This is a genomic window from Streptomyces showdoensis (genome assembly GCF_039535475.1).
Classification (GTDB): domain Bacteria; phylum Actinomycetota; class Actinomycetes; order Streptomycetales; family Streptomycetaceae; genus Streptomyces; species Streptomyces showdoensis.
In genome coordinates, this window is the sequence record NZ_BAAAXG010000026.1 from 1,775,981 (window position 1) to 1,788,466 (window position 12,486).

At 72.1% G+C, this 12,486-nt stretch carries 10 protein-coding genes; 3 read left to right on the forward strand and 7 right to left on the reverse strand.

The window, feature by feature from the left end; genetic code table 11:
* Positions 1–69: 69 nt before the first annotated feature.
* The 3 genes from ABD981_RS21035 to ABD981_RS21045 all read right to left on the reverse strand — a co-directional run bounded on the left by ABD981_RS21035 (position 70) and on the right by ABD981_RS21045 (position 2,623).
* Positions 70–948 (reverse strand): DUF4780 domain-containing protein, encoded by an 879-nt coding sequence (locus ABD981_RS21035; RefSeq protein WP_240495315.1) that lies wholly within the window; start codon positions 946–948, stop codon positions 70–72.
* Between the two features lie 54 nt (positions 949–1,002).
* Entirely contained in the window at positions 1,003–1,899 is an 897-nt protein-coding gene (locus ABD981_RS21040) for a hypothetical protein (RefSeq protein WP_046909372.1), read from the reverse strand.
* Between the two features lie 292 nt (positions 1,900–2,191).
* The gene (locus ABD981_RS21045) at positions 2,192–2,623 is read right to left on the reverse strand and encodes an ATP-binding protein (protein ID WP_046909373.1); all 432 of its coding nucleotides are present in this window, start codon (positions 2,621–2,623) and stop codon (positions 2,192–2,194) included.
* Positions 2,624–2,779: 156 nt separating this feature from the next.
* On the opposite strand from ABD981_RS21045, the gene ABD981_RS21050 reads away from it, so the two are divergent.
* Positions 2,780–3,655, forward strand: a complete 876-nt coding sequence (locus tag ABD981_RS21050) for a helix-turn-helix domain-containing protein (RefSeq protein ID WP_046909374.1) — start codon at positions 2,780–2,782, stop codon at positions 3,653–3,655.
* Complete coding sequence (locus tag ABD981_RS21055) at positions 3,652–3,918, forward strand: DUF397 domain-containing protein (protein WP_046909375.1); 267 nt, start codon at positions 3,652–3,654, stop codon at positions 3,916–3,918. Before ABD981_RS21050 ends, ABD981_RS21055 begins: the two co-directional genes overlap by 4 nt.
* Before the next feature lie 69 nt (positions 3,919–3,987).
* On the opposite strand, the gene metG is transcribed toward ABD981_RS21055, so the two are convergent.
* Both metG and ABD981_RS21065 read right to left on the reverse strand, forming a co-directional pair.
* Entirely contained in the window at positions 3,988–5,595 is a 1,608-nt protein-coding gene (gene metG / locus ABD981_RS21060) for a methionine--tRNA ligase (RefSeq protein ID WP_046909376.1), read from the reverse strand.
* Between the two features lie 108 nt (positions 5,596–5,703).
* Positions 5,704–7,449: a VWA domain-containing protein gene (locus ABD981_RS21065; protein WP_240495316.1), complete on the reverse strand. Its 1,746-nt coding sequence runs from the start codon at positions 7,447–7,449 to the stop codon at positions 5,704–5,706.
* A 227-nt stretch (positions 7,450–7,676) separates the two neighbouring features.
* Between ABD981_RS21065 and ABD981_RS21070 the strand changes: the two genes are divergently transcribed.
* A complete protein-coding gene (locus ABD981_RS21070; protein ID WP_046909378.1) occupies positions 7,677–9,737 on the forward strand; it encodes a PhoX family protein in 2,061 nt (686 codons plus the stop codon).
* A 45-nt stretch (positions 9,738–9,782) separates the two neighbouring features.
* On the opposite strand, the gene ABD981_RS21075 is transcribed toward ABD981_RS21070, so the two are convergent.
* Positions 9,783–10,790: a hypothetical protein gene (locus tag ABD981_RS21075; RefSeq protein WP_046909379.1), complete on the reverse strand. Its 1,008-nt coding sequence runs from the start codon at positions 10,788–10,790 to the stop codon at positions 9,783–9,785.
* A 27-nt stretch (positions 10,791–10,817) separates the two neighbouring features.
* A complete protein-coding gene (locus ABD981_RS21080; RefSeq protein ID WP_046909380.1) occupies positions 10,818–12,293 on the reverse strand; it encodes an APC family permease in 1,476 nt (491 codons plus the stop codon).
* Positions 12,294–12,486 lie beyond the last annotated feature (193 nt).

Consider the following 12,486-nt stretch of genomic DNA (forward strand, 5'->3'; position numbering starts at 1 on the left):
GACTGCCTGACGGAAGGGCCCGGAACCGAGATCCTCGGTTCCGGGCCCTTCCGGCGTTCGTGGGCGGGGTTACGCGTCCTCGTCGGCGAAGATCTCGTCGACGGACGAGACGGTGACGGCACGGGCGACCCAGCGGCGCAGGACCTCGGGATCGTCGCAGCCGGTGATGCGCTGACGGGCGTCGTCGGAGATGGTGAGACCGCGCTGCTCCAGGATGATCAGTATGGCCTCGGCATGGGCCTGGGCACGGCCTTCGTCGCGGATCTCCTCGGAGATGACCGACGTGTAGAAGGAGAGGTCCACAGCCACCAGGTTCCTCCAGAGCTCTAGGGCCGGTCGCTTCTCCAGCCCTTGGGTGGTGAATTCGATGATCGGGTCGGCGACGTCCTCGGGGACGTCCCGCAGAGCGGTGGACAGTGCTTTCAGTATGGCACCGATGTCCGGATCGCCCGCGTGCGTGATGGCCGAGAGGGTGGTCAGCGCGAGGTCCGCGCGGGCCTCGTCCGGGTCGGTGATCACCGGCATGTTGTGGGGGCCCAGCACGGCTGGTCGCAGGGTGAGGGTGGGCAGGTGCGGCGGTCCGCTGGACACCGACCGCTCGGCCCACTCGGCGGTGGCGCGGTCCTGGCAGACGACCAGCAGCGCGGTCGGCAGCCGGTACTTCGTCCAGAGGTACGCGGTGTAGTACGCCCAGCTCGCGGGCTTCGCGGGGTCCTTCTTGCCCTGCGCCTCGATGGCGAGGAGGAGGGAGCCGTCGTCCGCGCTGTCGAGACGCAGCAGGGTGTCCAGCCGGCGTTCCACGGGGCTCGCCTCGGTGAGGTCCGTGGGCATGACGGTCACCTCGACGGGCGAGGGCAGGGGTAAACCGAGCACTCCGGAGAGGCGGCTGAAGAGGTGCAGGTCGTGCTGGAAGATGCGGTGCATCGCTTCGTGCGGGGAGCTGACCACGGGGTTCCTTGAGGGGTCGGTCGTTCTCATTCGGTGGCGTCGGTGTTTCGGGAATTACCCCGCTGATGTGCATGCCCCGCAGGTGCCCGGTTCGGGGGCGCGGTAGGCGTGGTCGCAGGTGTCGCAGTTCTGGAGGGGGTGCCGGACGGCAGGGGGCTCGTCCGGGGCGCGGAAGGGCGGCAGGGGCGGGAGTCCGGCGTTGAGGCGGTGGGCCAGGAGGGCGGCCGGGCGGCGCAGGGGCTCCGCCGGGAGGTCGAAGGTCAGGACGCGGCGTACGGCGTCGGGGGTGAGCTCGCGCTCCAGCCAGGCGGCGACGCCCGGGGCCAGGTGCTCGGCGTCGGTGGCGGAGACATACAGGCGCGGGTCCGCACGGCGGAGGCCGGCGAGGACGTCGACGGCCGTGAGCAGGAGGTCGGGCGTCGGATACACGGGCTGCGGTACGGCGGGCAGGGCGCGGCGCGGCGGATCGGCCGCCCGCCGGGCGGGGCGTTTCACCTCGGGTTCCGGTCCGCGCCCGGCCTCGGTCCCCGGCTCCGGATCCTCCGGACCGCCGGTCCGCCCCGGATGGTTGCAGGAGATCGTCCGCGTGACGATCCGCCCGTCCTCGCCGCGCTCGCGGATCCGGCGCAGATAGCCGTACAGCTCCAGCTCGCGCAGGGCGTTGGCGATCCGGACGGCGCCCTCGGGGAAACGGGCGGCGAGGGTCTTGATGTCGACGGGAGACCCGGCGGGCAGCGACTGGATGTGCACGGCGACACCGATGGCCACGAGGGACATCCCGTCGTGCTGGCAGAGGTGGTTGCCGATCACCGTGAAGCGGGTGGTGTGCCGCACGTTGTCGTGGATGACGCCACCGAGCGCCGAGCGCCCGTGGGGGCGCCGGGGAGGGTGATTTTTCCAGCTGTTACGGGACTCGGTGCGGGGGCGCACGCTAGTGTTCTGAACACCCATTGGGGAAGGTCTCTGCTTCCTCGTGGTCAGGCCCTCGCATCGGGATTGCCGTCCCGGCGAGGGCCGACGTATGTCTGCTGTCATATGCCGGTCGAGCCGAGCGTAAAGCAGGCAACCGGGTCGGAATCCAGCGGAGTTGGTGTTCTTCACCCGCATGAGTGAGCGCCCCGATCAGGGGCGGGAGGGGTGGGGCTTGGTGAAGGTTCTTTCTCTCTCGTCGTTGCTTGGAAAGACCACCCGAGCCACCGGAGCCCACGTTTCCGGACTCCGGTGAACGTGTCGTTCTTGCTGGTCAGGGGCGTGACAAGGCGAGCTCCGCCCACACGGTCTTCCGGGGTGCGGGCCCGAGCTCGACGCCCCACCGATCGGCGAGAGCCTCCACGAGCAGGAGCCCGCGCCCCGACTCGGCGTCGACGGTCCGGGTCCGGAGACGGGGAAGGTCGGCTCCCCGGGTGTCCGTGACCTCGATCCGGAGGGCGTCCGCGTGCGCCAGGAGCGCGAGACGGAAGTTCCGCCCCGAGACCCGGCCGTGCGTGGCGGCGTTCGCCGCGAGTTCGGCGACGACCTGCGCGGCGGTGTCCACGACGCCGTACGGAAGCTCCCAGGTCCGCAGCCACTCCACGGCGAGCAGCCGGGCGAGCCTGGCCCCGCGTGGTGTGGGGGACACCAGGACGCTGAAGTGGTGGGTGGGCTGGCTGAGTTGGATGGGGTTCTTCTGGTTCACCTCACCGAGCGTGGCCGCCCCCGGCTACCGTGAACAGTGACGACGCCGATGCGTAGGGTGACTGTCCGGGCCTTGTCCACTGCTGTCCGGCCTGTCCGCACCCCCGCCACGGGTAGGGGTGTCGCGCCATGAAGCGGGGCCAGGGAAGGGTGCGGTATGTCGGTGGACGACGGGGCGCAGCGACTCAAGACCGAGGCGGACGAGCCGGGGTGGGAGGTCGATCCGGATGACGAGTGGGGACTGGCCGTCATCGCCACCGTGGGACGGCAGCTGAGGCTGCGGAGGGAGGCGGTGGGCATAAGGGCCGCCGAGCTCGGCGTGGCCACCGGCTACGGCGAGGACATGATCTACAAAATCGAGGGCGGGAAGCGGATCCCCCGGCCCGAGTTCCTCGACAAGGCGGACGAGGTTCTGGGCGCGGGTGGGTTGATCGCGGCCATGAAGGACGACGTCGCGAAGGTCCGCTACCCGAAAAAGGTCCGCGCCTTGGCGAAGATGGAGGCCAATGCGGTCGAGATCCAGCTCTACGATCCGCTCAACATCCATGGCCTCTTGCAGACGCCGGAGTACGCGCGCGGACTGCTGTTGATGCGGCGGCCGGCGTACACGCAGGACGAGGTCGAGCGGATGGCGGCCGGTCGGGTGGCCCGGCAGAGCGTCTTCCAGAGGGACCCGGCCCCGGAGATCAGCTTCGTCCTGGAGGAGTGGACGCTGCGCCGCCCGCTGGGCGGGCGGGTAGTGCTGCGGGCACAGCTGGAGCGCCTGTTGGAGGTCGGGCAGTTGCGGAACGTCGAACTTCAGGTGATGCCGGTGGACCGCGAGGAGCACGCCGGACTGGCGGGCGGTATCGAGGTTCTGAAGTTCGGTGACGGATCGGCGGTGGGACGCTCTGCTGCTGTGGCCAACGGGCGGCCGGTGACCGAGCCGAAGCAACTCCATATCCTGGAGTTGCGGTATGGCATCATCCGGGCTCAGGCCCTCACTCCGCGTGAGTCGATCGCCTTCGTTGAGCAACTGCTGGGAGAGACATGATCCGCAATACCTCGGCTGGGGACGCCTCCGAACTGGCGTGGTTCAAGAGCAGTTACAGCAGCAGCAGCGAGGGCGACTCCTGCATCGAGGTCGCCTGGCGTAAGAGCAGCTACAGCGGTGGCACCGACGGCGAGTCGTGCGTCGAGGTCGCCGCCACCCCCGCCACCGTCCACGTCCGCGACTCCAAGAACCTCGGCGGTCCCCAGCTCGCCCTGACGCCGACCGCTTGGGCGGGCTTCGTCTCGTACGCCGTCGGCAGCTGACGTCTCCGGCGGGTACGGCGGTGGCCGTCGCCCCGGTGCGGGACGGCGGCCACCGTGTCGTAGACCTGGTCAGTCCTTCTTCGGGTCCTCCAGGCGGGGGAAGAGCACCGCGCCCTTCGTCACCGTCGCGCCGGCCGGGAGCTTGCCCCAGCCCGCCGCGTCCTGGACCGGCTGGGCGGCCAGGGCGCCCAGGGACGCCTCGGCGCCCAGGGAGTCCCAGAGCGCCTGCGAGGTCTCCGGCATGATCGGGTTGAGCAGGACCGCGACCGCGCGCAGGGACTCGGCGGCCGTGTACAGGATCGTGGCGAGACGGGCGCGGCCCTCCTCGCTCTCGTCCTTCGCGACCTTCCACGGCTCCTGCTCCGTGATGTAGCCGTTGACCTGCTTCACGAAGTCGAAGATCGCCAGGATGCCGCCCTGGAAGTCCAGCTCCTCGCCGATCTTCCGGTCGGCCACCTCGACGGCCTTGGCCAGGCCCTCGTGGACCGCCTTCTCCGCGTCGCCGTCCGCCGTCGCCGCCGGCAGCTCCCCGCCGAAGTACTTGCCGACCATCGCCGCCACGCGCGACGCGAGGTTGCCGTAGTCGTTGGCCAGCTCGGACGTGTAGCGGGCGGAGAAGTCCTCCCACGAGAACGAGCCGTCCTGGCCGAACGCGATCGCGCGCAGGAAGTACCAGCGGTACGCGTCCACGCCGAAGTGCGAGGTCAGGTCCTGCGGCTTGATGCCGGTCAGGTTCGACTTCGACATCTTCTCGCCGCCGACCATCAGCCAGCCGTTGGCCGCGATCCGCCCGGGCACCGGGAGGCCCTGGGCCATCAGCATCGCCGGCCAGATCACCGCGTGGAAGCGCAGGATGTCCTTGCCGATGAGGTGGACGTTGGCGGGGAAGGTCTCCGCAAACTTCTCCGGGTTCTCGTTGTAGCCGACCGCCGTCGCGTAGTTCAGCAGCGCGTCGATCCACACGTAGATCACGTGCTCGGCGTCCCACGGCACCGGGATGCCCCAGTCGAACGTCGAGCGCGAGATGGAGAGGTCCTCCAGGCCCTGCTTGACGAAGTTCACGACCTCGTTGCGGGCCGACTCCGGCTGGATGAAGCCCGGGTTCGCCTCGTAGAACTCCAGCAGCTTCGGGCCGTACTGGCTCAGCTTGAAGAAGTAGTTCTCCTCCTTGAGGATCTCCACCGGCTTCTTGTGGACGGGGCACAGCTTGGTGCCGTCCTCCGCCTCGATGAGGTCGCCGGGGAGCTTGAACTCCTCACAGCCCACGCAGTACGGGCCTTCGTACCCGCCCTTGTAGATCTCGTCCTTGTCGTACAGGTCCTGCACGAACTCCTGGACGCGGTCGGTGTGACGCTTCTGCGTGGTGCGGATGAAGTCGTCGTTCGCGATGTTCAGGTGCTCCCAGAGGGGCTTCCAGGCCTCCTCGACGAGCTTGTCGCACCAGGCCTGGGGGGTGACGTTGTTCGCCTCGGCCGTGCGCATGATCTTCTGACCGTGCTCGTCCGTGCCGGTGAGGTACCACACCTTCTCACCACGCTGGCGGTGCCAGCGGGTGAGCACGTCGCCTGCGACGGTCGTGTAGGCGTGGCCCAGGTGAGGAGCGTCGTTGACGTAGTAGATGGGGGTCGAGACGTAGAACGCCTTCGTGCCCTGCTTCTCGGATCCAGTGGCCGCCATGCAGCGAATTTTAACGGCCGGAACAGGGTCCCCTCACACGGTTAAAACCGGGGCCCGGTGGGAAGGCCGTCCGGCCCGCCCGCCGGGCCCCGGTCGGGGCGGCTCGGGTCAGAGCGCCGGGGCGTCCGCGAGCAGCCCGCGGTAGAAGGCCGCGTGCGGGGTCTCCAGCGGGGCCGGGCCCGCCAGGTGGACGCCGGTCTTCGGGGCGTCCAGCCTGCGGAGCCAGTCGAAGGCCTTGCCGTCCTCCTCGCCCCAGGCCGTGAACCGCCAGTGCACCGGGCGGTCCGCTGCCTCGGCCAGCGCCTGCGTCGCGGCGGTACGGGACTCGGGGGCGCCGTCCGTCTGGAAGACGACCAGCGCCGGGCGGGCCGGGTCGTTCTTCTCGTGGTGGGCGAGGACCTCCTCGATCGCCCGGTGGTAGTTCGTCCGGCCCAGCCGGCCGAGCGAGGCGTTGACCGTCTCGATGCGGTCCGGGGTGAGGTCGGCCGGGCGGAGCTCGACGGTGCCGTCGATGTCCGTCGAGAAGAAGACGGCCGTCACGGTCGCGTCCTCGGAGAGGTGCGCGGCCAGCGCCACGGTCTGCTCGGCGAGCCGCTGCACGGACCCGTCCTTGAAGTACGGCCGCATCGACCCCGACCGGTCCACCACGAGGTACACGGCGGCCCGCGCCCCCGCCAGCCCCTGCTTCTTCAGCACGGCACCGGCGGCCTTGTAGGCGTCGGCGAGGTGGGGGGCGGCGGCCTTGACCTTGGCGAGCGAGAGGGCGGGGCCGGCGGGGGCATCGGTGGCCGGCTCGGCGGCGGTGACCTCGGCGGTGACCTCGGCGGTCGGCTGGGTGACGGCCGTGACCGGCTCCTCCGCGGTGACCTCGGCGGTCGGCTCGTCGGCGGGGGCGGTGTCGGCGACGGCGACCGGGGCCTCCACCGGGGTGCTGTCGGCCGCGACCGGCTCCTCAGCCGGGGCGGGGACCGGAGCCTCCGCGGCGGCGGCCGGCTCCTCCGCCTGCTCGGCGGACTCGCGTGCGGCCGGGATCCGCGCCGAGGGCTCCTCGGCGGTGGCGGGGGTCTCCTCCGCCGCCTCCGCGGCGACGGGCTCCTCGGCGTCCACCGTCCGCTCGGTGGCGGCGCTCGGCTCGGACGGCTCCGTCGTCGCCGAGGGCGCGTCCGCGTCGGTCGTGTCCTCGCCGGCCGCCGCCGGGGACTCCGACGCCTCCTCGGCCACCTCGGCGTCCGCCGAGGGCTCGGCGGCGGTCTCCGGTGCGTCCGCCTCCACCGTCGCCTCGGCAGCCGGCTCGTCCGTCTCCGCGTCGCCCGCCTCGGCGACTACGGGCTCCTCGGCGGCGGCCTCGGCGACTACGGGGGCCTCGGCGACTACGGGCTCCTCGGCGGCGGCCTCGGCGACTACGGGCTCCTCGGCGGCGGCCTCGGCGACTACGGGCTCCTCGGCGGCGGCCTTCGGCTCGTCGGTCGGCTCGTCCGCCGCCGGGGACTCCGGCGCGTCCGCGTCCGTCGCCTCGGCCGTCACGGCCGGCTCGTCCGCGTCCGCGTCCGCCGACGCCGTCGCGGGCTCGGCCTCCGTACGCGCGGGCTCCGCCTCCGGCGCGGACGCGACCGCCTCCGCGCCGGCAGGCTCGGCCTCGGCGGCTCCCGCGGCGGCGACCTCCGTGTCCGACGCCCGGCGGGCGGGCGGGACCTGGGGGTTGTCGAAGGAGGCGGCCACCAGGTCCGCGGCCGCGCGTTCGGCGGCGGAGGACGGGTCCTCCGGGGCCGACGCCTGGGCCGGTACGGAGGTTGCCGGGGCGGAGGACTCTTCGGCGTCGTTCGCGCGGTCTCGGCCGAATACCTTGCGCAGCAAGCTCCGAATACCCATGGGCGAACCCCTTCGCATGAGTTGGGCGTTATGCGTCCTTCATCCCTGGCCAGGGCGGACACGTAAGGTTAGCGGCCGCGTCCCCCCGGCCCTACGACCCGGGCGCCCCCGGTTGCCGCGCATTCATCCGGCGTTCATTCCGGCGCCTCCGGCGTGCAGATGTGCACACATAACGTCACCGCCGGACGACGGTCGACACCACGGAGGACGAAGTGCGCAATCTGCTGCCGATGCTGAGCAACCACTCGCATGGAGGCGGCCGTTCCGCCATGACGTGCCGGTTCCGGTGTGGCGACGCCTGCTTCCAGGAAGTGCCCAACACCAGCGCCAACGAGTACGTCGGCGACGTCATAGCGGGGGCGCTCTCGCGCCGCTCCGTGATGCGCGCCGCCGCCGTCGTGACCGTCGCCTCCGCCGCCGGTTCCGCGCTCGCCTTCGGAGACGTACCCGCCGCCGAGGCGCACGGGAGGCCGAAGCCGAACCCGAAGACGGACGGGGCCCGCGGGCTGCGGTTCCAGCCGGTCGCGCCGAACACCGCCGACCAGGTCACCGTCCCCGCCGGCTACGAGCAGAACGTGGTCATCCGCTGGGGCGAGCCCATCCTGCGCGGCGCGCCGGCCTTCGACCCGGAGAAGCAGACGGCCAAGGCGCAGGCCGGGCAGTTCGGGTACAACAACGACTTCCTCTCCCTGCTGCCGCTGCCGGGCGAGCACCACCGCCAGGTCCTCGTGGCCAACCACGAGTACACCGACGAGGTGCTGATGTTCCGGGGCTACGACCCGGAGAACCCGACCCGCGAGCAGGTCGAGATCGCCTGGGCCGCGCACGGCCTCGGCGTCGTCGTGGTCCAGGAGGAGCACCGCAGCGGCAAGCTGACGGCCGTCACCCGCCACCGGCTCAACCGGCGCCTGACCGCCACCAGCCCGTTCGAGCTCACCGGCCCCGCCGCCGGCGCCGCGCTGGTCCGGACCTCCGCCGACCCGGCCGGGCGTACCGTCCTCGGCACGCTGAACAACTGCTCCGGCGGCACCACCCCGTGGGGCACCACCCTCCACGGCGAGGAGAACTTCAACCAGTACTTCGCCAACGCGTCGAGCGCCACCGACAAGCGCTACGGCATCGGCACCGGCGCCAGCGAGCGCAAGTGGGAGCGGTTCGACAAGCGCTTCGACCTCAAGCAGGAGCCCAACGAGGCGCACCGCTTCGGCTGGGTCGTCGAGCTCGACCCGTACGACCCGGAGTCCACGCCCCGCAAGCGCACCGCGCTCGGGCGCTTCAAGCACGAGGCCGCGCAGCCGCGGCTGACCGCCGACGGGCGGCCGGTCGTCTACATGGGCGACGACGAGCGCTTCGACTACTTCTACAAGTTCGTGTCGAGCAAGAAGATGAAGAAGGGCTCGTCGAGGGCCGCGCACGCGCACAACCTCACCCTGCTCGACGAGGGCACGCTCTACGTCGCCAAGCTGACCGGCGACAGCCCGGCCGCCGAGATCGACGGCACCGGCAAGCTGCCCTCCGACGGCGAGTTCGACGGCTCCGGCGTGTGGATCCCGCTGGCCACCGCCGGTCCGGCCGGCGCCGTCTCGCACGTGCCCGGCATGACCGCCGAGGAGGTGTACGTCTTCACCCGGCTCGCCGGCGACAAGGTGGGCGCCACCAAGATGGACCGCCCCGAGGACATCGAGCCCTCCCCGCGCACCGGCCGCGTGTACGTCGCGCTCACCAACAACTCCAACCGCGGCAAGGGCACCAACCCGGCCGCCGACGAGGCCAACCCGCGCAACCTCAACAAGCACGGGCAGATCCTGGAGCTGGCCGAGCACTGGGACGACCCGGCGTCGGACGGCTTCGCGTGGCGGCTGTTCCTGGTCGCGGGCGACCCGAACGACCCGGCCACCTACTTCGCGGGCTTCCCCAAGGAGAAGGTGTCCCCGATCTCCTGCCCCGACAACGTGGCCTTCGACCCGCACGGCAACCTGTGGATCTCCACCGACGGCAACCAGCTCGGCTCCCACGACGGCCTGTTCGGCGTCGCCACGCACGGCGAGCGGCGCGGTGAGCTCAAGCAGTTCCTGACCGTCCCGACCGGCGCCGAGACCTGCGGTCCGATCGTGCAGGACCGCCGGGTCCTGGTCGCCGTCCAGCACCCGGGCGAGATCGACGGGGCCTCCGTCGAGAAGCCGGCCTCCGTCTGGCCCGACGGGCCCGGCAGGATCGTTCGCCCGGCCGTCGTGTCGGTGTGGCGCGCGGACGGCCGCGACATCGGCGTCTGACGCCCGACCGGGCCGCGGGGGCGGGCGGCCGGGCGGCGGGGCCGCTCAGCCCGTCCCCGTCCCCGTTCCCACGCCCAGGCCCTCCCTGAAGCGGACGAACTGCTCCTCCGGCTCCCCCGTGTACACCCACGGCACCCACGCCGCCCGGGTGCCCAGGAGCCCGAGGAGTTCCCGCGCCACCTCGACCTGGCCCGCGTAGCACGCCGCGTGGGCCAGGTAGTTGAGGTCCGCGACCTCCTCCGGGGCCACCGGGCGTCCCGGTTCGCGTCCGCCGATCCAGCGGGCGTAGGTGCGGCGCAGCTCGGTCACCGCGAGCTCGTGCTTCCAGTGCTGGTCGAAGCCGCGCACCGGGCCCCGGCCGAGTGCCCCGTCGGCGATGTAGCGGTACTCCTCGACCCGCGCGATCTGCACCAGGATCGGCAGCGGCGAGCCGGGCGGCGCCACCCCCGCCGCGTCGCGCGCGAAGTCGTACATGGCGCCGTGCGTGCCGTGCCAGCGGGCCGACCAGTAGCGCAGCACCTGGGTGTGGCCCTCGGTGTTGTACGGGTCGCGGCGCCGCAACTCGTCGAACCAGTGGCGCAGTTCGCGGCGCGGCACCCCGCCCTCGTACAGCCGGGCGACCGAAAGCAGCGACACCCACGGCATCGGGTCGGCGGGGGCCGCCCCGGACGCCGCGAGGCAGGCGTCGACGGCCGCGTCGATCCGGCCGCGGTCGACGGCGCCGCCCCGGCCGGCGGCGATGGCCGCGTCGAAGACCCGTACGACCTCGGTGGCCGCCCGCAGGACGGCCGCGTCCGGGTCGCCCGGTTCGGCGGCCCGCCAGGCCTCGACGGTGGAGCCGCCCGCGGCGGCGTGCGAGAGGAGCCGCAGCCGGTGGGTGCGGCGCGGCCAGTCGTCGCCGGTGGCCCGCAGCAGGTCCCGTACCCCCTGCCAGCGGCCGATGACCATGTCGTGGCGGGCCTCGGTGAGGGCGCGGTCGCCGAGGTCCGGGTCGAAGTCGGGTGTGAAGCGCGGCGGGCGCGACGAGCGGCCCGGTCTGCGGAGAGCGGCCATCCGTTCCTCCTTCGAAGGCCGTGGCCGTCAGAAGTCCGTGGCGAGCGACTCGTCCGAGCGGCGGGCGCGCGGCGAGTCCGGTGAGTCGAAGGGCGCGGCGGCGGCGAGCGCGCGGGCCGCGTCGAGGCGGGCGGGGCGGTAGTAGGCGCTGCCCCTGGCCCAGTACACGAGCATCGGCACGACGCCGGCGGCGAGGCCGCCGAGGCCGATGGCGAGGGCGGTGGCGGAGAGCTCGCCGAGCGACTCGACGAAGGCCCACAGCATGAACGCGGAGCCGAGCAGCGGCCACAGTCCGCCCAGGACGAAGTCCCGTACGGAGCTCAGCAGCAGCGACTTGTAGGCGACGACGGCGGCGATCCCGGCGAGGCCGTAGTAGAACGCGATCTGCAGTCCGATCGCGCTGACCGCGTCCTTGAGGACCCGCTCCACCGAGCCGGCGGCGGCCGCGGCGCCGAACATGAGGAGCGCGGCGGCGCCGACCGCGACGATGGCCACCCAGGGGGTGTTCCAGCGCCGGTGCACGGTGCCGAGCGCGGCCGGCATCGTGCGGTCCCGGCCCATCGCGAACAGCGAGCGGGTGACCTGGATCAGGGTGGTCTCCAGGGTCGCGACCGTGGAGAGCAGCACGGCCAGGACGAGGAGCTTGCCGCCCGCGCCGGGCCAGATCTCCTCGCCGAGGACGGCGAGGACGTTGGCGCCGGCGGTCTCGATCCGCCCCGCGCTCAGCAGCACGTTGACGGCGACCGTGAACGCCTCGAACAGCAGGAAGACCACGCCGATGCCGACCAGCGCGGCCAGCCCCGCGGTGCGGCGGCTGTCGCGGGTCTCCTCGCTGAGGTTGCTGGTGACGTCCCAGCCCCAGTAGTAGAAGGCGGCGATCAGCGCGCCGGACGCGAAGCCGGAGGTCCCGTCGAAGTGGCCGAAGCCGAACCAGGACCAGTCGAAGGCCGTGGCGTGGCCGCGGTGCAGCACCGCGCCGAGGATGAAGGCGAGGAGGATCAGCAACTCGACGCCGGTCATGAGGAGTTGGGCCCGGACGGTGAGCCGGGCGCCGCCGAGGACGACCAGCAGCATCATCAGGAACCAGCCGGCCCCGACGGCGCAGGACAGCGCGGTGTTCTCGGCGAGCCCGGCGTCGAAGAGGGAGAGCGTCAGCGAGCCCGCGGGCAGTGATCCGGCGACCATGAACACGGTCGCGGCGAAGACCAGGGCCCAGCCGGAGAGGAAGCCGAGGAAGGGGTGGAGGGTGCGGCCCACCCAGGAGTAGCCGGCACCCGCGTTGACGTCGATGCGGCCGAGCCGGGCGTACGCGAGGACGATGCCGAGCATCGGTATCGCGCAGTAGAGCAGCGCGGCGGGCCCGGCCAGGCCGACCGCGCCGAACAGGACGGCGGTCGTCGCGGCGAGCGAGTACGCGGGGGCGCTGCCGGCCACGGCCATCACGATGGTGTCGAAGGTGCCGAGGGCGTTGGGCTGGAGGCCTCTGCCGGAGGTGGGGCGCATGGGGGGTGTCCTCGGGGAGGGGAAGGACGGCGGACACAGGCAAGTGACCCTGCCACCAGGTCGCTTGTGGCCAGGGGGAGGGGGCGCGGATCACGGTGAGTCGAGCGCATCGTAGTCGTACGCGTGGATTCCGGTAACGGCGGTGGGAGGGTTCCGTTCCGCAACCGCCGGTAAGGGCTTCCGTACGCCCCAT

Excerpts from the sequence above, each read along its gene's own strand:
- metG (WP_046909376.1), bottom strand. The coding sequence starts at position 5,595 with ATGGCGGCCACTGGATCCGAGAAGCAGGGCACGAAGGCGTTCTACGTC.
- ABD981_RS21080 (WP_046909380.1), bottom strand. The coding sequence starts at position 12,293 with ATGCGCCCCACCTCCGGCAGAGGCCTCCAGCCCAACGCCCTCGGCACC.
- ABD981_RS21050 (WP_046909374.1), top strand. The coding sequence starts at position 2,780 with ATGTCGGTGGACGACGGGGCGCAGCGACTCAAGACCGAGGCGGACGAG.
- ABD981_RS21075 (WP_046909379.1), bottom strand. The coding sequence starts at position 10,790 with ATGGCCGCTCTCCGCAGACCGGGCCGCTCGTCGCGCCCGCCGCGCTTC.
- ABD981_RS21055 (WP_046909375.1), top strand. The coding sequence starts at position 3,652 with ATGATCCGCAATACCTCGGCTGGGGACGCCTCCGAACTGGCGTGGTTC.
- ABD981_RS21040 (WP_046909372.1), bottom strand. The coding sequence starts at position 1,899 with ATGGGTGTTCAGAACACTAGCGTGCGCCCCCGCACCGAGTCCCGTAAC.